This window comes from Vibrio pomeroyi, assembly GCA_041879425.1.
Lineage (GTDB): Bacteria > Pseudomonadota > Gammaproteobacteria > Enterobacterales > Vibrionaceae > Vibrio > Vibrio pomeroyi_A.
The window spans coordinates 2,943,676-2,965,117 of sequence record CP090854.1; the positions used below are offsets into that span (position 1 = coordinate 2,943,676).

At 45.1% G+C, this 21,442-nt stretch carries 19 protein-coding genes; 5 read left to right on the plus strand and 14 right to left on the minus strand.

The genetic code is table 11. The annotated features are described in order from the left end of the window. Positions 1-135: 135 nt before the first annotated feature. Positions 136-1,515 (minus strand): DNA repair protein RadA, encoded by a 1,380-nt coding sequence (gene radA / locus L0992_12845; protein ID XGB66602.1) that lies wholly within the window; start codon positions 1,513-1,515, stop codon positions 136-138. A 161-nt stretch (positions 1,516-1,676) separates the two neighbouring features. Between radA and L0992_12850 the strand changes: the two genes are divergently transcribed. Beyond that, on the plus strand, positions 1,677-4,025 hold the full coding sequence (locus L0992_12850; GenBank protein XGB66603.1) for a PilZ domain-containing protein: 2,349 nt from the start codon (positions 1,677-1,679) through the stop codon (positions 4,023-4,025). Between the two features lie 109 nt (positions 4,026-4,134). Here L0992_12850 and serB read toward each other — a convergent pair whose 3' ends face one another. Beyond that, the gene (gene serB / locus L0992_12855) at positions 4,135-5,115 is read right to left on the minus strand and encodes a phosphoserine phosphatase (GenBank protein ID XGB66604.1); all 981 of its coding nucleotides are present in this window, start codon (positions 5,113-5,115) and stop codon (positions 4,135-4,137) included. A gap of 109 nt (positions 5,116-5,224) precedes the next feature. Between serB and L0992_12860 the strand changes: the two genes are divergently transcribed. Next, positions 5,225-5,836, plus strand: coding sequence for a YtjB family periplasmic protein (locus tag L0992_12860; GenBank protein ID XGB66605.1), 612 nt, complete (start codon positions 5,225-5,227; stop codon positions 5,834-5,836). Between the two features lie 97 nt (positions 5,837-5,933). On the opposite strand, the gene deoD is transcribed toward L0992_12860, so the two are convergent. The 12 genes from deoD to L0992_12920 form a co-directional block, all read right to left on the minus strand. Continuing rightward, positions 5,934-6,653, minus strand: a complete 720-nt coding sequence (gene deoD / locus L0992_12865) for a purine-nucleoside phosphorylase (GenBank protein ID XGB66606.1) — start codon at positions 6,651-6,653, stop codon at positions 5,934-5,936. Between the two features lie 65 nt (positions 6,654-6,718). After that, positions 6,719-7,939: a phosphopentomutase gene (locus L0992_12870; protein ID XGB66607.1), complete on the minus strand. Its 1,221-nt coding sequence runs from the start codon at positions 7,937-7,939 to the stop codon at positions 6,719-6,721. A 76-nt stretch (positions 7,940-8,015) separates the two neighbouring features. Then, on the minus strand, positions 8,016-9,344 hold the full coding sequence (gene deoA / locus L0992_12875; protein ID XGB66608.1) for a thymidine phosphorylase: 1,329 nt from the start codon (positions 9,342-9,344) through the stop codon (positions 8,016-8,018). Between the two features lie 111 nt (positions 9,345-9,455). Continuing rightward, on the minus strand, positions 9,456-10,232 hold the full coding sequence (gene deoC / locus L0992_12880; protein XGB66609.1) for a deoxyribose-phosphate aldolase: 777 nt from the start codon (positions 10,230-10,232) through the stop codon (positions 9,456-9,458). A 518-nt stretch (positions 10,233-10,750) separates the two neighbouring features. Continuing rightward, complete coding sequence (locus L0992_12885) at positions 10,751-12,013, minus strand: NupC/NupG family nucleoside CNT transporter (protein ID XGB66610.1); 1,263 nt, start codon at positions 12,011-12,013, stop codon at positions 10,751-10,753. A 204-nt stretch (positions 12,014-12,217) separates the two neighbouring features. Continuing rightward, on the minus strand, positions 12,218-13,030 hold the full coding sequence (locus L0992_12890; protein ID XGB66611.1) for a TatD family hydrolase: 813 nt from the start codon (positions 13,028-13,030) through the stop codon (positions 12,218-12,220). Further along, positions 13,011-13,166 carry a DUF5363 domain-containing protein gene (locus tag L0992_12895; protein ID XGB68733.1) on the minus strand — a complete coding sequence of 52 codons (156 nt, stop codon included), beginning with the start codon at positions 13,164-13,166 and terminating at the stop codon, positions 13,011-13,013. Before L0992_12895 ends, L0992_12890 begins: the two co-directional genes overlap by 20 nt. Positions 13,167-13,264: 98 nt before the next feature. Beyond that, positions 13,265-14,845 carry a peptide chain release factor 3 gene (prfC, locus tag L0992_12900; protein ID XGB66612.1) on the minus strand — a complete coding sequence of 527 codons (1,581 nt, stop codon included), beginning with the start codon at positions 14,843-14,845 and terminating at the stop codon, positions 13,265-13,267. 160 nt (positions 14,846-15,005) lie between these two features. Next, a complete protein-coding gene (gene rimI / locus L0992_12905; protein XGB66613.1) occupies positions 15,006-15,461 on the minus strand; it encodes a ribosomal protein S18-alanine N-acetyltransferase in 456 nt (151 codons plus the stop codon). Next, positions 15,454-15,852: a DNA polymerase III subunit psi gene (locus L0992_12910; GenBank protein XGB66614.1), complete on the minus strand. Its 399-nt coding sequence runs from the start codon at positions 15,850-15,852 to the stop codon at positions 15,454-15,456. Before L0992_12910 ends, rimI begins: the two co-directional genes overlap by 8 nt. A 158-nt stretch (positions 15,853-16,010) precedes the next feature. Then, on the minus strand, positions 16,011-16,514 hold the full coding sequence (locus L0992_12915) for an N-acetyltransferase (protein XGB66615.1): 504 nt from the start codon (positions 16,512-16,514) through the stop codon (positions 16,011-16,013). Continuing rightward, positions 16,498-17,067 (minus strand): SCP2 domain-containing protein, encoded by a 570-nt coding sequence (locus L0992_12920; protein ID XGB66616.1) that lies wholly within the window; start codon positions 17,065-17,067, stop codon positions 16,498-16,500. Before L0992_12920 ends, L0992_12915 begins: the two co-directional genes overlap by 17 nt. 216 nt (positions 17,068-17,283) lie before the next feature. On the opposite strand from L0992_12920, the gene L0992_12925 reads away from it, so the two are divergent. The 3 genes from L0992_12925 (at position 17,284) to L0992_12935 (ending at position 21,414) form a co-directional block, all read left to right on the plus strand. Continuing rightward, positions 17,284-19,323, plus strand: a complete 2,040-nt coding sequence (locus tag L0992_12925) for an EAL domain-containing protein (GenBank protein ID XGB66617.1) — start codon at positions 17,284-17,286, stop codon at positions 19,321-19,323. A gap of 180 nt (positions 19,324-19,503) precedes the next feature. Continuing rightward, positions 19,504-20,517 carry a U32 family peptidase gene (locus L0992_12930; protein ID XGB66618.1) on the plus strand — a complete coding sequence of 338 codons (1,014 nt, stop codon included), beginning with the start codon at positions 19,504-19,506 and terminating at the stop codon, positions 20,515-20,517. An 18-nt stretch (positions 20,518-20,535) separates the two neighbouring features. Beyond that, the gene (locus L0992_12935; protein XGB66619.1) at positions 20,536-21,414 is read left to right on the plus strand and encodes a U32 family peptidase; all 879 of its coding nucleotides are present in this window, start codon (positions 20,536-20,538) and stop codon (positions 21,412-21,414) included. Positions 21,415-21,442: the final 28 nt, after the last annotated feature.

Genomic DNA, 21,442 nt, shown 5'->3' on the forward strand with positions numbered 1-21,442 from the left:
TTTTTCTAACATATAGAAAAAGGCACTCAGTAGTAACAATCTAAATGATTGTTAATTATAGTGCTAACCTAAAGCCTAATCGGCGTTAAGGTTAGGCTGAATTGCTGCTGTATAGAGTAGCTGAAGTGAGTTCAATTACAACTCATCAAAAGCATTAATTGCTTCCGATAATTTTTTCACACCGTGGATCTGCATTCCTGGAATGCCACCTTTAGGCATGTTCGCTGCCGGTACGATTGCTTTCTTAAAGCCGTGTTTAAATGCTTCATTTAAACGCTCTTGTCCGCTCGGTACAGGTCGAATCTCACCCGCTAGGCCTACTTCACCAAAAACTACGACATCTTTTGGTAATGCGCGGTCTCTAAAACTAGAAAGTAGAGCCATCACCAACGCAAGATCAGCACTGGTTTCGGTTACTTTAACACCACCGACGACATTCACAAACACATCTTGGTCAGCCATTTGTAAGCCGCCGTGTTTATGCAGCACCGCTAATAACAGTGAAAGCCTGTTCTGCTCTAGGCCGACAGCGACGCGACGTGGGTTAGCCAGCTGTGAATAATCCACCAGCGCTTGGATTTCGACAAGAAGTGGACGCGTACCTTCCCACACCACCATGACAGAACTGCCCGAGGTTTCTTCTTCACCACGAGACAAGAAGATAGCGGATGGGTTGCTGACTTCTTTTAGCCCTTGGCCTGTCATCGCAAACACACCCAGTTCATTCACTGCACCAAAACGGTTTTTGTGGCTGCGCAGCGTTCTAAAACGGCTATCGGTTCCGCCATCTAATAGAACAGAACAGTCAATAATGTGCTCAAGTACTTTTGGCCCCGCTAAGGTACCGTCTTTAGTTACGTGTCCAACTAAGAACACAGCAACGTTATTCTGTTTCGCGTAGCGCGTTAATGCGGTTGCCGATTCACGAACCTGTGCAACACTGCCCGGAGAAGATTGAACATCCGCAACGTGCATAACTTGGATCGAGTCGATAACCATGATCTTAGGTTGTTCTTTTTCGGCAACCTGACAGATCTTATCCACGTTCGTTTCTGAGAGCATCTTTAGGTGCTCTTTTGGCAATCCAAGTCGAGACGCACGCATCGCGACCTGCTGTAGGGATTCTTCTCCTGTGACATAGAGAGTCGGTAATTGAGAAGAAAGCTGACACATGGTTTGTAATAGCAGCGTTGATTTACCGGCACCTGGATTACCACCAATCAGGATCGCAGCGCCCGGTACGACACCACCACCGAGTACTCGGTCGAGCTCTTTAAAGCCACTGCTAAAACGCGGTACTTCTTGCAGGTCGATTTCTGACAGCGTTTGAACCGAAGATTCAGTTGCACCGCCCGCATAACCACTCAACCGTTCATTACGTGCAACCTGAGGGGAAGCCGCTAACCTAACTTCTGTAATCGTGTTCCAAGCACCACATGCATTGCACTGCCCTTGCCAACGTGGAAAATCGGCACCACAGTCATTACACACATAAGCTCGCTTTGCCTTAGCCATAAAACCTCAATAATTTACTCAATTACACAATGATGTTGTCAATTTGTGACTTATTTGACCGTACGGATGAAAATAAAAGTTGCAGTCATACCACTTATACTTAAAGATCGATTTAAACTAGTCGATAACATAAACGCACCGTCCATTCTAACAAGAAAAGTATGCAGCAATCTGAAATTCTATCTGTAGCAGAACGTTTAATCCCGGCTTACCACGCCGAAGATTTCGAATTCCTTCTTTCTCAAATGACAGAAGGGGAATCGCCGTCTCTGAAGCTGCTCGTTAAAATGGAACTGAATCGTATCATGGCTCCGTGTACAAAAAGCATTGATTTACGCGGGCGTATTGATAATGAGTGTCGTCAGTTCACTCTCGATGGCCGTAAGCACTGGCTCGATGACATTGCTTTGAACGCGTATCAACGTGGTACAAAAAAGTTTAAAGGTTACACCGAGGGCGCATGGGAGTTAGTAATGACTCCGCGAACTCAGCCCCTTCGCAGTGTTGTTAATACTTCGTCTCAAGATAGCCACGACATCACAAGCGCTAACAGCCCGTTTGAAGCGGAAGCCATTAACCTAGGTTACGACTTAAAGCGCCAAGAAAACAGACTCAAGATTAGTTCACAGGTTGAGATCACCACATCGAAAGGGCAAAGCCTACACGGTGTTACGGTCGATATTTCCCCTTCAGGTGCAAAATTTAAGGTGCCAAGTGCCTTTCGCTATAACCTTGGTGAAATCATCAGCGTCAAATTCACAGAACTTGTCGAAAAGTCTCAAGAAAACGACGTTAACCAAGCCGTAGAATTTCGCGTTCTGGGTATTGATGAATCATACGAGAACAACGCAGTTAAATTTCTGAGAACTATCAAGGTAAGCGACACCAATATTGTGGCTCGCTTACTTGATGAGTCTTTAAATAGCACCAGTAAGAAAACCAGCCATGAGAACCAAGATAGGATCATTCGAACTCGCACACGAGGCATTGAACACACCTATCTAAAACACACCTGTAACCTTCCTTTATTCTTCAATGGTAGCGAACTCAAGCTTGCATTACTTACGGATAACAACCATCCGTTGTGGCAATACTGGCACGACGAGCGTAACCAACAAGCTCTGGGTACCCTGTTCAACGAACAACGAATGAACTTATTGGCGAAACCTGGCGTTAAAGGCACCAGTAACGTCATCTATTCGTTTACCCACGAACATCAGAACAAAACCTTGTTCTACTCGATGATGCTCCCTGAAGCCTCTCGTGAGCAAAGACAACTGTTCTGGCACATTGGTGGTAAACGTAAAAGTTGGAAGGCGTTCAAGTTCTCGGTGTTTGAACTCTCTGATACAGAGCGACAAGCGTTAGCTAAACACTCAGACACGTTGGCTCAAAGCTCAGCGCAACTGACGCATTGCGGCATCTTGCAAGAAATTGGCGATCACGAAAGTGCGGCAGATTATCTATTGAGTGAAAAGCCACGCATTCCAAGCAGTGAACTGAACCGTTTCCGTCACCCACGCACTGTGGTTGGGAACATTCAAAGTATCTATTTTGACTCTCAGACTCGTCGTAAAGAACCGAGATACCAGTTTAAATCACCGTTGCAACTCACCTCACAAGATGGTGCAGCAGCGAACGGGCACACCTTAGACATCTCGAAGCGCGGACTCAGCATTACCCTTGAGCACCCAATGGTACTTAAGATTAATGACCCTGTATTAGTCAACTTCAATGAGCTACAACTCTATGATAAAAACTTGCCACTGAGCACAGTGCCTTATCATGTGATTCGCGTAAGCCCGAATGGTCGAAACGTACAATTGGTTATTGCTGAGAATGCCAAGACAATGCGTACTATCGCGTTCCTTAACGGGCTTATCGATCAAAACCAAAGCAAACTGATTAAGAAGAAAGAGATACTGCCAACCAACTCGTTGCTCGAATCGTTGCACAATATATTGCTGAGCAAGATGGTCAGTAACCCTATCTTCATTGATAAGCCAAGTTCAACACTGCGTTGTAAGATCATTGGTGTGAACTTCCCACTGAATAAGCACCTCACTCTACTGGCTAAGCTTGGGCACAACCAAAAGTTCTCACTAGAGCCGATCTTTAAGGGTCACACTAGCTCATTACTGGCTGAACCACTGAAAAGAATCGAAGGCGCAGAGCCTAAACACCACGACGTGTATATTGCTGCGGTGAAGTTTGGTGACAAGATCCAATCCGTGCATACCAAGTTGGTAAAAGATTTCGCTTCGGCAAAAGAACGCATCTTATTCATCAAGAAGGCGCAGCACTTGGGTGATGTGTATGTGCTTCGTGTGACAACCGCGCCAATCTTTAATCCATTGACCACCTTGTTCCAATCGGACTTAGAAGAACTGGCACGAATTAGCATGCACCAAGCGAAGAAACTAGAGAACGAGATCACCGCTTTTATCGGCTATGGTGAGATTGAAGACATCACCGATGAAGTGCTGATTCGATTAGAACTGACTCGTTAGGTCTGCATCCATTTACTGGATTTGAAAATAGAAAAAGCAGGCCCATCGCCTGCTTTTTTGTATCTGAGCTCTACTATAGTTCCAGCTAGTAGAACTTACTAAGCAAACCTTAAGGTTTGGCCTGCCAGCTGATTTTTTGCTGCTTAGCCAATACACCCGACAAGATACAAAGCACCCCGCCTAAACCTGCGTAACGCACAGCGGTTTGAGCTTGCTGCTCGACTTTTGGTTTCGCATGATAGGCAATACCTAAACCTGCAGAACCCATCATCACCAAGTCATTCGCGCCATCGCCCACAGCAACTGTATTGTGCAACTCCAGCTCATACTCTTCAGCCAGTTCCACTAAGATATCAGCTTTGGTTTGCGCTGAAACCACATCACCAAGAACTTCCCCCGTCAGTTTGCCTTTGACGATTTCTAAAGTGTTCGACTGAGCGTGGTCTAGGTCTAACGTGTCTTTCAAGTAATCCGAGAAGTAAGTAAAGCCACCAGATGCGATAGCTGTTTTCCAGCCAAGCTTATTCAGCGTGTTCACCAGCCCAACAAGATCAGGCATGAATGGCAGTGATTGACGCACTTGCTCCAGAATAGCTTCATCGGCACCTTTCAGTGCGCCCACTCGTTGGCGTAAGCTCTGTTCAAAATCGAGTTCACCTTGCATTGCTCGTTCGGTGATTTCAGAGACTAACTCTCCTACTCCAGCCAGCTTTGCAATTTCATCAATACATTCAATCTGAATCGCTGTGGAATCCATATCCATCACAATCAAACCTGGCTTAGATAAGTCTGGGACCTCGCTAAGGCAAGCATAATCAAGCTTCAATGCTTGTAGGATTTCTTCGTGGGCAGGCGTTAAGTTTCCAGACATCAGTGCCACTTCATAATGCCCAACTTTCCATGTATCAAGAATGGTGTTGTAAGTGCCAGTGAAAAAGTCGATGTCATCAAAATATTGTGGAGATAGGTACTCGCCAAATACAATCCAATTGGCCTTTGCCTTAGCGAGTTGAGATGCGAAACGAGTCTCGGGGAGTCGAGTTAATAATGTAGTATGCCTTTTAATCGGCAGATATTTCTGAGCGTCCATGTGTATGATTCCTAATTAACTATGCTAAACGTTAACCTATTGCAATTTGAAAACGCAAGTCTCAATATGTCTTAATCATAACATTTGTTTATTTCAGGCTTCGTGAAACATGAATGAATCATTGTTCTCAATACGTAACGCTTTACGAATGCTAGCCCTCATTTTGTTGGCTACCATGTTCGTTGTAACGATTAAAAATACGGTCGTGATCAGTAAAGGTAACGAGAAGATCCAAGCGAAACAGCTGGAAACTCTTACCAAGCTGCTAATATCTCAGGCATCACTTTCAGCCAGCAAAATGATCACACAACAAGACCAAGAACGACTGCTTGATCTAACCAATCAGCTGTCTCAAGACAGACTGGTATTCGATACCACCATCTACGATGCTGAGGGTATTCGACTGGCTTCGAGCGAAAAAGCGCTCTCTGTACGTGAGATTCTTGGCTTAGACACGCCACTTTCAACCGCAAGTATCGGTAGACAGCAATTAGTCGAACCTATTTACTCTGCAGAACATACGATCATTGGCTTTATTCGTGTGACCTTCGAAACTGGTAAAATGACGGCGATTTCAGACCACCACTACCGCAAGAGCGATCGTTACATGATTGGTATGGTTTTAATGGGCTTCGTCAGTGGTGTGCTGTTCATCATGTTGATTCGTAGAAGACCAACGAAGTCAGGCGAGAACTTACTGTTGAAAAACGTAAACTCATAACGACTCAGTTCAAAAGATCCAATAAAAAGCCCCGACGCTCAGGCAGCGACGGGGCTTTTTGTTATCTGTTACTTTATCAAGCTACAGTGAAGAACAATTACTCTTGGTCACCAAGAAGCACCGAATCTAACGCGATAACCATCATGTCGTTGAAGGTTGTTTGACGCTCATCCGATGTAGTTTGCTCACCGGTTTTGATGTGATCAGACACAGTACAGATAGTCAGAGCTTTTGCGCCGTATTCAGCACACACACCATAGATACCTGCCGCTTCCATCTCTACACCGACAATGCCGTATTTATCCATGACTTCAAACATTTCAGGATCTGGCGTGTAGAACAACTCAGCCGAGAACAAGTTACCGACTTTTACATCAACACCACGCGCTTTGGCTGCATCTTCGGCTGCACGTACCATTTTGTAGTCTGCGATAGCTGCGAAGTCGTGACCTTTAAAACGAATACGGTTCACTTTTGAGTCAGTACATGCGCCCATGCCGATAACCACATCGCGCACTTTGATATCTTCGCTCACGGCACCACAACTACCAACACGAATGATCTTTTTCACACCAAAGTCTTTGATCAGCTCAGTCGCGTAAATAGAACAAGATGGAATGCCCATGCCGTGTCCCATTACCGAAACCTTACGACCTTTGTAAGTACCGGTGTAACCAAACATGTTACGAACGTCGCACACTTGAACCACTTCTTCTAAGAAGGTTTCAGCGATGTATTTAGCACGCAGCGGGTCACCAGGCATTAGAACTACGTCAGCGAAATCACCCATTTCAGCATTAATATGTGGAGTAGCCATTGAAAATATCCTTAATCTCAAAACAAAAAAAGAAGAGAGAGGTTTCCCTCTCTCTTAGTTAACTATTATAGGAAGCTTGTGCCGTGTCCCATTGGCGATGTACCAAAGTATGACGCTAAGCTTTGACCGATATCAGCGAACGTATCGCGACGGCCTAGAGAACCGGCTGGAACCTTCTGACCGTAAACAATCACAGGGATGTGCTCACGAGTATGGTCTGTACCTGGCCATGTTGGATCACAACCGTGGTCTGCAGTTAGGATTAGTACATCATCTTCTTTCATCATATCGATGATTTCATTAATGCGACCATCGAAGTACTCAAGTGCCGCTGCGTAACCCGCAACATCACGGCGGTGGCCGTAAGCTGAGTCGAAGTCAACGAAGTTAGTGAACACAATCGTGTTGTCGCCCGCTTCATTGATCGCTTCTTTTGTTGCTTCAAATAGCGCAGGGATACCTGTTGCTTTGGTTTTCTGAGTAATACCACAACCTGCGTAGATATCAGAGATCTTACCGATTGAGTGAACGTTACCGCCCTTCTCATCAGCAAGTTTCTGCAGGATAGTTGCCGCTGGTGGCTCAACAGAAAGATCACGACGGTTACCCGTACGCTCAAATTGACCTTTACCCGGACCAACGAATGGACGCGCGATAACACGACCGATGTTGTAGTCTTCTAGCTCTTCACGAGCAATCTGACAAAGGTCTAATAGGTTTTGTAGGCCGAATGTCTCTTCATGACAAGCGATCTGGAAAACAGAGTCCGCAGAAGTATAGAAGATTGGCAGGCCAGTCTTCATGTGCTCTTCACCTAGGTTATCTAAGATCTCAGTGCCTGATGAGTGGCAGTTACCCAAGAAACCAGACAAACCAGCACGCTCAAGGATGCGGTCAGTCAGCTCTTTTGGAAAGCTGTTCTCTTTGTCGGTGAAGTAGCCCCAGTCAAACAATACTGGTACACCAGCGATTTCCCAGTGACCTGATGGCGTGTCTTTACCAGAAGACAGTTCAGCAGCGTGACCGTATGCGCCAATGATTTCAGCGTCTGCATCCATACCCGGAGCAAAACGACCTGTAGACTCTTTATGAGCCATAGCTAAGCCTAGCTTAGACAGGTTTGGTAGCGTCAGAGGACCTTGACGATCTGCGTTGTCTGCAAGACCTTTGTCACAATGATCTGCGATGTGACCCATAGTGTCTGAACCTACATCACCGAATTTGTCTGCATCCGCTGTTTCACCGATACCGAATGAATCTAAAACTAAAATAAATGCTCTTTTCATTTTCTTCACCAACTTATTGCTCTTTGCACCAGAACTCTGTTTATCGGCATACACTAGGTATGCCGATACCTGTTATTTACACGTCTTCAGAACGAATCTGACGGTAAACGTCTGGCGTTGCTGTATATTCTCCGCCCACAGTGATTGCATTTTGTAATGCTGTTGCAGCTTCTTGCCACTGTTGTTCGTTGCGAGCATGAATCATTGCTAATGGTTTATCTTCACTTGCCACTTCGCCAAGACGAATGAAGTGATCAAAACCGACTGCGTAATCAATGCTGTCCGTTGCTACGCGGCGACCACCGCCCATACCAACGACAGCCATACCAATTGCACGAGTATCCATTGCTGATACCACACCGCTTTCTAGCGCGTACACTGGTTTAACAATTTCTGCTTTTTCTAGGTAGTTATCGTAGTTCGCTACGAAATCTGCTGGACCACCAAGGCCCGCTACCATTTTACCGAAGCACTCTGCTGCTTTACCGTTATCCAGTACAGCCATTAGTTTTTCGCGCGCTTCATCTGAATCTTTTGCAAGGTTACCCAACACCAGCATTTCAGCACACGATGCCATCGTAATTTCTAGCAAACGTGGGTTACGGTATTCACCCGTAAGGAATTGAACCGCTTCACGTACTTCTACTGCGTTACCCGCTGAAGAAGCCAGAACTTGGTTCATGTCCGTTAGGATTGCTGTTGTCTTAGTACCTGCACCGTTTGCTACTGCAACGATCGATTTCGCTAGCTCTTCTGACGCTTCGTAAGTCGGCATGAATGCGCCTGAACCTACTTTTACATCCATTACTAGAGAATCAAGGCCAGCAGCCAGTTTCTTAGATAGGATTGAAGCCGTGATTAGCGAGATATTATCTACGGTTGCTGTGATATCACGAGTTGCGTAAACACGCTTATCAGCAGGTGCTAGATCGCCTGTTTGACCGATGATCGCCACGCCAGCATCTTTAGTTACCTCACCGAACACATCGTTGGTTGGTGTAATGTTATAACCAGGGATAGATTCAAGCTTGTCTAGCGTACCGCCAGTGTGGCCTAAACCACGACCAGAGATCATTGGAACGAAACCGCCACATGCTGCCACCATAGGGCCAAGCATCAGAGAAGTTACGTCACCAACACCACCAGTAGAGTGTTTATCAACGATTGGGCCATCAAAGTTCATGTGGCTCCAGTCAATCACCATACCTGAATCACGCATTGCACACGTTAGTGCGATACGCTCTGGCATTGTCATTTCATTAAAGAAGATAGCCATTGCGAATGCTGCAATTTGGCCTTCAGAAACCGTGTTCTTAGCTACGCCTTGAATGAAGAAGTTAATTTCTTCAGCAGTTAGGACTTCGCCATCACGTTTTCTGCGAATAATTTCTTGAGGTAGATACATTAGTGCCTCCCAAACTCTAGTGAGTATGGTTTGTAGGGGAAAGAGGTAATATGGAGTGGCTTAACGCCACTCCATCAAACAGACTAAATCTTGTTACACCCGATTGGGATATTAGTATGCTGCTGGATCAGCAGTTTGGTCTGTCACTTCTAATGTATTAAGAAGGTTAGTTAGTAGGCTTGAAGCACCAAAACGGTAGTGCATGTTGTCTGCCCACTCAGCGCCTAGTAATTCATCAGCCATTGCTAGGTATAGTGCTGCATCTTCAGCAGTACGTACGCCACCTGCAGGTTTGAAACCCACTGTTTTAGCAACGCCCATGTCACGAATAACTTCAAGCATCATGCGCGCGTACTCTGGAGTCGCGTTTACTGGCACTTTACCTGTTGAAGTTTTGATGAAGTCTGCACCTGCTTCGATACAGATTTGAGAAGCTTTCTTGATCAGTGCTTCTTCTTTCAGTTCACCTGTTTCGATGATCACTTTAAGCGTGATGTCACCACAAGCTGCTTTACATTGCTTAACTAGCTCAAAGCCAACTTCTTCGTTGCCAGCAATAAGAGCACGGTATGGGAATACTACGTCAACTTCATCTGCGCCGTACGCTACTGCTGCTTTTGTTTCTGCAACAGCAATTTCGATGTCGTCATTACCATGAGGGAAGTTAGTTACAGTCGCAATGCGTACTTCTGGAGTACCTTGCTCACGCAACGCTTTCTTAGCTGCTGGGATAAAGCGAGGGTAAATACAGATTGCAGCTGTGTTGCCTACTGCAGTCTTCGCGTCATGACAAAGCGCCACTACTTTCTCAGTAGTATCGTCGTCATTTAGCGTAGTTAGGTCCATAAGTTTAAGTGCACGTAGAGCTGCTGCTTTTAAATCGCTCATTTCTATCTCCGATCAATATATTCAAATAGTTAACTACTTCGCCCTCCATCCAGTATAGATGGATATTTTAGTAATGCTCAGTAGTCACAAATGAACGGACTTGGTTCCCTGAAGACTTGATAACTTTCGCTACCAATTGCAATCCTTGTCACCGCACAGTACCAGTTTGGTCTATGGCACAACAAATCAGTCATGTTGTGTCTAACATCTATAGCGTATCGCTAAGTTTGGCTTAATCCCAGAAGAATAACCTTTGGACGAATCCAAGCGGTCACTTTCTTGCCAAAAGAGACATCCTATCCCTTAAGCTTATACATTATAGGTATCCATCAATAAATTGTAGTGCTCCTTAGAACGCAAACGGTTTGTATCTCAAAAAAACATTCTAGACCTATTAATCGACTTCAAGCTGATGCTTATGCCAAAGAATCACTAGGCCTAAAAACAAAAAAGCCCCGCAGCAATTTCTTGCTACGGGGCGATATTATTATGGCGTCTATATATCTAAATCTACTTGATTAGAAAGATAGGAAGAAGCCAGCAATTGTTGCTGCCATCAGGTTAGATAGAGTACCAGCAATTACCGCTTTAACACCCATACGTGCGATGTCGTGGCGACGGCTTGGTGCAATACCACCTAGACCACCTAGAAGAATCGCAATAGAAGAAAGGTTTGCGAAACCACATAGTGCGAATGCGATGATTGCTTGAGTCTTCTCAGACATCACTTGGCCAGTTGCTGCAACAACTTGAGCGTTTTCACCAACGTATGGTACGAAGTTTAGGTATGCAACGAATTCGTTAACAACTGTCTTCTGACCAATGAAAGAACCAGCGATAGTTGCTTCTTCCCATGGAACACCGATGATGAATGCTAGTGGTGCGAAGATCCAACCTAGAAGAAGTTCTAGAGTTAGGTTTTCCATACCAACCCAACCACCGATGCCACCTAGGATACCGTTGATTAGAGCAATTAGACCGATGAATGCTAGTAGCATTGCACCTACGTTTAGAGCTAGTTGTAGACCAACTGATGCGCCACCTGCTGCTGCGTCGATAACGTTAGCTGGTTTGTCATCGCCACCGTCCATTTCGTCAGCGATGTTGTCGTCTGGCTTATCAGTTTCAGGCTTGATGATTTTAGCGAATAGTAGACCACCAGGTGCTGCCATGAATGACGCTGCAACTAGGTACTCTAGAGGCACACCCATAGATGCGTAACCTGCTAGTACACCACCAGCTACAGAAGCCAAACCACCACACATTACTGCGAATAGTTCAGAGTTTGTCATTTTAGGAACAAATGGACGAACAACTAGAGGTGCTTCAGTTTGACCAACGAAGATGTTTGCTGCTGCAGACATAGACTCGGCGCGAGAAGTACCTAGAGCTTTCTGAAGACCACCACCAAGAACTTTGATTACAATTTGCATAACACCAATGTAGTAAAGTACAGAGATAAGTGCAGAGAAGAAAATCAGAGTTGGTAGTACTTGGAAAGCAAAGATGAAACCGATACCGTCAACTGAGAAGTTAACTAGGCTGCCGAATAGGAAACCAGTACCGTCTTTACCATAGTCGATCACGTTTGCTACACCAGCAGAGAAACCTGCAAGTAGATCACGACCCCAAGGGATGTAAAGTACGAATGCACCAAGTGCGAATTGGATAGCGAAAGCGCCACCCACTGTTCTTAGATTAATAGCTTTGCGGTTGTCAGATAGTAGTACTGCGATTGCGATCAGTGCAACCATTCCGACTAGGCTCATAAACAGGCTCATAGTTTATGACTTCCTTATTAGTTATTTATTGGCGTGTTACAAAATGGGGCTATAAAGCGGAGGCAATTATACTCATGCGACCACTAATAAAGTAATGCCGTCCTCACACTTTCGTAGAAGATTCATGTACCATTCACACGCAAATGTGACCCAAATCACAAGCTCAGTGCAATTTACGCAAACGATAAACAAAAACCTTCGATTTTATTCACATATACCGAATGCGCGATGGCTATTTTGCCAAATTTGCGCTGCAATCGATTGCTTTGGCTCTTTTCTAAGCAAAAAAAGTTCATTTAAGATCGTAACTAAATATTTGGAATGATTAACATTTCCTTGGTTTCCATGCATGGGCATGTCCGGAGCATCCGTTTCCAATACCAAGTATTCAAGAGGCAATTTTGCGATGGTTGTGCGTGTTTTTTGTGCTCTTGGATAAGTTATCGTTCCACCGACGCCAATATAGAAACCGAGCTTAATCCATGCCAAAGCCTGCTGTTCACTCCCCGAAAAACCATGAATCACACCACCTAAGGTGAACTTGTGCTGCTTTATTAGCTCAATAAGTCGGTTGTATGACTTCCTCTCATGGATGACTAAAGGCAAGTCAAACGCCTTCGCAAGCTCTATTTGTTGGATAAAAAAACGCTCTTGTTTTTCCCTTTCGACGTCGACAAAGAAGTCGAGTCCACACTCACCTATCGCGACACATTGGCTGTTTTTTGAAGAGAGTAACTGGCGAAGTTCTGAAAATTGCGCCTCATCCGCTTGCTCTAAAAAGTACGGGTGGAAGCCTAATGCATAGTAAATATTTGGGTGAGATTGAGCGATTTTTTCGAGTTTCCCCCAGTTATTTTGACCAATAGAAGGAATCAACAGTTTCTCAACTTGGGCTTGTTTCGCTTCTTTTAGGTAACCATCAAGGCTTTCCTCAACTGAAAAACCTTGCTCAAACGCCTCAAAATCCGCGTGGCAATGAGTATCAAACAGCGGAAAGTCACTTAATTCTGGTGTCATTTTCCCCACTCTCTGTTTGCTGTCCTTGAGGATCACGACGATAAGCAACACAGCTGCGCTTATTCTCAGGTGTTAAACCAAGCTCCTCGCACCACTTATCGTATTTCTTAATCCAAACTTTTATCCAACCGAACATATAAACCTCACGTCTCTTACTTAAAATGACACGCATTAAAAAACGCCTATTGCAGAACAATAGACGTTTTTGTTTAACTCGAATAGAGCGCGGAGTAATTAGTGCTCGCGCGTCGCTCGGAACTGAACTTCAGGGAAACGTTCAGAAGCTAGGTTCAAGTTCACCATAGTTGGTGCGATGTAAGACAGGTTGTCACCGCCATCTAGCGCTAGGTTAGATTGGTTCTTACGTTTGAACTCTTCCAGTTTCTTAGCGTCGTCACACTCAACCCAGCGAGCTGTTGCAACGTTAACACCTTCGTAGATAGCTTCTACGTTATATTCTGCTTTCAAGCGCGCTACAACCACGTCGAACTGAAGTACACCAACCGCACCAACGATCAGGTCGTTGTTCTGCATTGGACGGAATACTTGTACAGCGCCCTCTTCTGATAGCTGAACCAAGCCTTTTAGAAGCTGTTTCTGCTTCAGTGGATCACGTAGACGGATACGACGGAATAGCTCAGGTGCGAAGTTTGGAATACCTGAGAACTTCAGGCTTTCACCTTGAGTAAAGGTATCACCAATCTGGATTGTGCCGTGGTTGTGAAGACCGATGATATCGCCCGCGTACGCTTTCTCAGCTCGTGCACGGTCACCCGCCATGAAGGTTACCGCATCAGAGATACTTACATTCTTGCCAGTACGAACGTGGTTCATCTTCATACCTTGGTTGTAAGTTCCCGATACGATACGCATGAATGCGATACGGTCACGGTGCTTAGGATCCATATTTGCTTGGATCTTAAATACAAAGCCAGAGAACTTCTCTTCTGTCGCCACAACATCACGCTCGTTCGCTTGGCGAGTTTGCGGTGCAGGCGCCCACTTCGTTAGACCATCTAGCATGTGGTCAACACCAAAGTTACCCAGTGCAGTACCGAAGTAAACAGGCGTTAGCTCACCAGCAAGGAACAAGTCGTGATCAAATTCAGGACAAGCACCGATAACAAGCTCTAGCTCTTCGCGCACGCTTTCAGCAAGATCGTCACCTACCGCTTCATTTAGCTCAGGATTGTCTAGACCTTTGATGATGCGCACTTCTTGGATTTCATGCCCGTGGCCAGATTCGTACAAGATCGTTTCATCACGGTGAATGTGGTAAACACCTTTAAACTCTTTACCACAGCCAATTGGCCATGAGATTGGAGAACAAGCCATACCCAGCTCGCTTTCCACTTCATCAAGCACTTCCATAGGATCACGAACGTCACGGTCAAGTTTGTTCATAAACGTTACGATTGGCGTATCACGTAGACGTGTTACTTCCATGAGTTTACGAGTACGATCCTCGACACCTTTCGCAGCATCGATAACCATCAAACAAGAGTCAACCGCAGTTAGTGTACGGTACGTATCTTCCGAGAAATCTTCGTGTCCTGGAGTATCTAGTAGGTTTACTAGGCAATCATTGTATGGGAATTGCATTACCGACGTAGTTACCGAGATACCACGTTCTTTTTCCATCTCCATCCAGTCAGATTTAGCGTGCTGGTTAGAGCCACGGCCTTTTACGGTACCCGCTTTCTGAATCGCGTTTCCGAATAAAAGAACTTTTTCAGTAATCGTGGTTTTACCCGCATCCGGGTGAGAGATAATTGCAAACGTTCTACGTTTGCTCACTTCTTGTTGGAAAGACATAGTCGCCCTTTGCTGATCTAAAGCGTAAAAAGGGCAAGTAGATAATACTTGCCCTTGAATTCTGTGTGCGGATTATACAGAAAGCGTGTCACTTTCTAAAGGGTCAGTTTACACCCTATTTTATGGCTAATTATCTGCTTAGCGAAAAGCCACAAGATGACTAGCTAAAAGACATAAAAAGATAGCTCATAATGATCGCATCTTCATTGCCTTGCTTAGTCGGATAGTAGTTACGGCGGCGATCGACTTCATTGAAACCGACTTTCTCATACAAGTTAAACGCGTTCACGTTACTTTCGCGCACTTCCAGCCAAGCACTTTCCGCGTCAGCCTGTTCACACATATCAAGAAAACGCTCGGTCAGCGCTCTGCCATAACCTTTACCTTGCTGGCTTGGGTCGACAGCAATATTAAGCAGCGTAACTTCACCAACGATATTTTGCGCGAAGAAATACCCGACAACTTGCCCATCAACTTCAAGTACATGGTGGCAAGCACCTCGGCTATCGAGATCGCGAATCATGGTTTCAGACCAAGGATGAGAATGCGCGGTCTGCTCTATCTGCCAAATAGCGTCTAGGTGTTGTTGTGAAGTAGGTAAAAATTGATTAGTCATAAGCACAAATTTGTTGCCATAAGTCGCGGCGGTGTTGATTATTACCATTGATGTCAGACAGTAATGGCGATTGTAATGTTTTTGCTTTCAGCTCTTGGGCGGACTCACAACCTGCAAACCATACCCATTCAACATCACCAAGTTCGATAGAAGATAGGTGTTGAGGCTGAATATGTAAGGCTTGAGATAAGTCGAGCTTGATACTTTTGAGTACACGCTCAAACATCACGGCGAGGTCTTCCTGAGGCTTTTCAGGCGATACCAACAGTAACTTGCAATCGTTAGAGAGCGGAGTCAATTCAGATTCATAGCCCGCCAAACGCTCTGGGTGGCTAAGCTCCCATTGGCTAATGCCCATCTCTTGCAGGTATTGTGCGTGTGTTTGTGACATATCTAGCAGTGTAACCTTAGGTTGATAGTGGGTGGCTTATTAGAGCAGAGTTAAAACGAGCTCATCAGAGTTGGGCTGATACTAACAAAAAATAAAGGAGCATCAAGCTCCTTTATTTAGACTAAATCAGTTTGCATTATATTGCGTGGGAAATAGGCTTATAAGTCGCTGAACTCAGGACTATAAGCAATCTCACCAGAATGTCCCGCAAGCGCACCTTCAACTAACTCGATAGCTTGGAAAGCACCCTCTGGTACATCCCAAGTGCAGCTCAAACCAAATTCACTCGCAGCCTTGAAACCAAAGCGACCGTAATAGGCAGGATCACCAAGCACAACACAGGCTGGGTAACCGAAATCAACCAAAGTAGAGAAAGCATCTTCAACCAATGATTTAGCAATGCCTTGGTTGCGGAACTCTTCTTTCACAGCAAGTGGCGCAAGCCCCTGCCAGTTGTGATCTTCACCTTTAAGGGTAATTGGACTAAACATCAGGTGACCAACCACCTCGCCTTCGTCAGAACAAGCCACCAGTGATAGCGTTAAATGACTATTCTCACGCAAGCTCATAACCAAATTAGCTTCTGCATCCGTTTCAAAAACAGATTTCAATAGACGATCAATGACAAGTATATCTGCCGGTGCTTCAGTTCGAATAAGCATTCATTACCTCACTTTGTGTATCTGGGGATTGTACTCCCTTCTGCACAAAATCAGCTAATTGATTTAACAAAGTTTTCATAGGAGTCGGCAATAAGTCCAAATCTACGCTATCCATCAAGTTTTTGACCTCTAAACCGAGCTCTGTATCGCCTTCAATAGACAGTCGACGTTGGAAGAAAAGCGTATCTGGGTCTTCTTTACGTCCCGCAATCAACACAAGATCGTTAAGATTTCCGCTGAAACTGACATCTTCAGCGACTTCTTTATCAGCTACAACCAGTTGCTCATTTTCGTAACTAATACACCAACTTAACCCCATATCTTTTATTGAAACTTTCAGCCACTTATCTTCTAAGAACTCAAAGTCACCGTCTTCTAAAGCTTCCTTGAAGACATTCTTCAGCGCTTCTAATAAGGCTCTTTTTTGTACTGTTTTAGGCAATAACTGGACTGGAGATCGCAAAATTGATGCGGCATTTTGAACTAGTTGAGTGCGAATCTTGTTTATCACGTGACTTATCCGTAACTTTGTCAATAATATGGAATGCATCATAGATGATGTTGAGATCTCAGTTACTGTTATGTATCAAATTAACTTCTGTTTGATACTCGACCTTTAATATCCTGAAAATCACAGTTATAGTAACTCAGGTAATGAGAATTACAGCGGATCGCTGCACTCACAGGTAAATATCGATAACCACACAAAAAGTAATAAATATTTATCGATAGTGAATATTCAAGCTCTTGGAGAATTGGTAGTACTTTGATGCCTCCCCAGCAACTACAACATTGGTTTACCCAGCTAACTGCAAATAGTCCGTTCTTTTTTGCAGTACTTGATGCTCAACATAACTATTTTATGGTGAATGAGCGTTACTGCGATATTGCTGGTTTGAGCCAAACAGAGCTTGCAGGCATGAATGACCGTCAAACCTTAGGCGAGCAATTCTACCAACACCTTAAGCCTTACTATGAGCGTGCTTTCAATGGCGAAACAATTGAGGCCGAAGTTACCCTCAACGAAACTGACCTCGATACCAGCCTTCATTTCAGTTTATCTCCTCTAGCAAACGGCGACAAAACCGACTACATCGTCTTCCATGCCTTCGATACATCAGAGAACCAAGTCCTTGTCCGCTCTTTAGAAGAGTCAGAAGCGAAGTTTCATAAGCTCTCTCACCTACTCCCAGACGGATTACTGTTGGTTGAGAACGACTACATCTTGTCATCCAACCCAGCAGCAGCTCGCTTGCTTGGTTTCAATTCCACCACTGAGTTGATTGGCGAAGAGTTAGGCCGCTTATTTATCGATGAACAAACCAAAACAGTCTTCAATAATAGCCTAAGCTCTATTATTTCTGAGTCTGGTTTGGTTTGCTTAACGGGCGCTCGATGTGGCTTTGAACGTAAGGTTCAACTCAACATCGACTCAACGGCAATTCTCGGCAGTAGCACCCAACTTGTGCTTATCCAAGACGCGCAAGAAACCGCAAAACAATACACTCCGGCAAACAATGAAGACGCTTACATCGACGCGTTAACCAAGCTCTATAACCGAGTTGGGTTTACCAAACGCCTTGAGCAGTTCATTCACAACGATACGCCTGTTGTCATGCTCTACTTGGACATTGATAACTTTAAAAATATCAATGATTCACTGGGTCATCACATCGGTGACAAAGTGATTAAAGAGGTCGCTTCCCGCTTAAAGCGCCTGCTACCTCGTCAAGCAGTTATCGGTCATTTAGGTGGTGACGAATTTGGTATTATTCTGCCAGAGCCTGAACATCAACGAACACCTGAAATGCTCGCTGAAAAGATCATTTCCTTGATCAATCAACCCTTCGATCTTCACCACTTCAGTAAACGCTTAGCCTGCTCTATTGGTAGTGTGAGTTTTCCTCAAGATGGTACGGATGCTCGCATCCTGCTACAAAATGCCGACACTGCGATGTATGAGGCGAAAGATCGTGGTCGTAATCGCCTGATCAAGTTCAACGAACAGATGAACAAAGAAGCGCGTATGCGACTGTGGCTTGAGATAGAGCTTCAGAAGGCGCTGCAACAAAACGGACTCGAGGTTTGGTACCAACCAAAAGTAAACGCCCGTGACTTCACCATCAACGGTGCAGAAGCTCTAGTACGTTGGAAACACCCAGTAGAAGGCTATATTAGCCCTGCTGCATTTATCCCTGTCGCAGAGCGTGCCGGTCTTATCGAGCAGCTTGGTCGTGTGGTGATGCGTGAAGTATTCGCAACAGTTAAACGCTGGAAGATGCAGGGGATCCTGCCAGGACGTGTGGCAATCAACCTTTCTCCGGAACAGTTTGGTAATCCAAAGCTGATTGATTACATGGAAAAGCTGCTGCGTTCGACAGAGCTAGACCCAAGTGCAATTACGTTTGAGCTGACAGAAAGTGCAGTGATGAGTGACAGTGAACACACGCTGCAAATGCTCAACGCCATCAAGAAACTCGGCTTCGCCCTATCGATTGATGATTTCGGTACCGGTTACTCTTCTCTGTCTTACCTTGCTCGCTTCCCAATTGATGAGCTTAAGATCGACCGTGCTTTCATCTCGGATATCGATACCCTGCCAAAGCAAATCACTGTGATTGAAAACATCATCAACTTGGGTAAATCTCTCGATTTAACTGTAGTTGCAGAAGGTGTCGAAACCAGTGAGCAAGCGACGCTGCTGTCGAACCTCAACTGTAGCTCCATTCAAGGTTTCCACTTCTATCGCCCACAACCTAAACAAGATGTTGAAGAGCTGTTCGCACAAAACCGCCGTCATAAGAACTAATTAGACGATTCGAATACACACCTCCTTCAAAGCCAAAGCAACACACAAAACCACCGCTCGTCAGTACCTCAAACGGAGTAAAAGCAGATTTATCCATCTAAACCTGCCTTACATCAATTCCGTCATTCACAATTCTTCATAAAATGCTCGCTTCAACTTAATTCTACTGGTAGTGAGCAAATGGAACTCTTATGCCCAGCGGGTAACTTACCTGCTTTGAAAACCGCCATTGATTGCGGTGCGGATGCTGTCTATATCGGATTCAAAGACGATACCAATGCCCGACACTTTGCAGGCCTAAACTTTGCGGGTAAAAAGCTCGATCGTGCTGTGCAGTATGTGCATGACCGCAACAAGAAAATTCATGTTGCCTTAAATACGTTTGCTCACCCAAATGGCTTCGAACGCTGGACTAATGCTGTAGACAACGCAGCTGCGCTGGGTGTCGATGCGCTGATCATCGCAGACATCGCAGTACTCGAATATGCTGCAAACAAATATCCAGACCTTGAACTGCACTTGTCTGTACAAGCATCTGCGACCAATGCCGCTGCTATCGACTTCTACCATAAAAACTTCAACGTTAAGCGTGTGGTATTACCCCGTGTATTATCGATTCATCAGGTCAAACAGCTTTCTCGTAACATCACTTCTGACGTTGACCTTGAAGTATTCGCTTTCGGTAGTTTGTGCATCATGGCAGAAGGTCGTTGCTACCTTTCTTCATATATGACGGGCGAATCACCAAACACAGTAGGCGCTTGTTCTCCTGCGAAATACGTTCGCTGGCAAGAGACAGAAACAGGCTTAGAGTCTCGCTTGAACGAAATCCTGATCGATAAGTATGAAGCAGGTGAGAACGCGGGCTACCCAACGCTGTGTAAAGGTCGCTTCGAAGCGAAGATCGACGGTGAACGTAAGCGCTACCACGCACTTGAAGAGCCGACTAGCCTTAACACACTATCAATGCTTCCTGAATTGTTCGCCGCGAATGTTGCTTCGGTGAAGATCGAAGGTCGTCAGCGTAGCCCAGCCTATGTAGAACAAGTAACTCGCACTTGGCGCGCAGCCATTGACCGCTACTTAGCAAATCCTGAACAGTACCAAGTAGAACAAGCTTGGAACGCGACACTGGCGAATGTATCGGAAGGTACACAAACCACGCTTGGCGCTTATCACCGTAAATGGCAATAGAGCCAAATGGAGAACTCAATGAAATACGCATTAGGCCCTCTACTTTATTTCTGGCCAAAACAAGATGTTGAAAGCTTCTATGAGCAAGCGAAATCAAGCTCTGCTGATATCATCTACCTCGGTGAAGCCGTGTGTTCAAAGCGTCGTGAGATGAAAGCGAAACACTGGATGGACATCGCTAAAGAGCTGTCTGCTTCAGGTAAGCAAGTTGTATTGTCGACCATGGCATTGCTGGAAGCGCCAAGCGAAGTCAACATCATGAAGAAGTACATTGATAACGGTGACTTCGCGATTGAAGCCAATGACGTGTCTGCCATTCAACTGGCAAGCGAAAGCAAAGTCCCTTTCGTTGTCGGCCCTGCGGTAAACACCTACAACGCGCGCACGCTGAACCTATTCTTGAAGCAAGGTATGACACGTTGGTGTATGCCTGTTGAGCTTTCTCGTGAATGGCTAAGCAACGTCATGACACAGTGTGAAGAGCTCAATATTCGTAACAAGTTCGAAGTCGAAGTATTTAGCCACGGTTACTTACCTCTTGCTTACTCAGCACGCTGCTTTACGGCTCGCGCAGAAAACAAAGCCAAAGACGACTGTGAAACCTGCTGTATCAAGTACCCGACCGGACTGCAGGTCGAGAGCCAAGAAGGCCAATCGGTATTCAACCTTAATGGTATCCAGACCCAATCGGGTTACTGCTACAACCTAGTGAATGATTTACCCTACATGCACGACTTAGTTGATGTGGTTCGTTTAAGCCCGCTCGGCATCGATACCTTCTCTGAAATTAATAACTTCAGAGCTAACGAACAAGGTCAAAAACCGATGAAGATTGAAAGCCGCCAATGTAATGGTTACTGGCATCAACTTGCAGGTTTAGACGTAAAAAACATCTAGTTCGATAATTGAACCTATCAGCAACAGG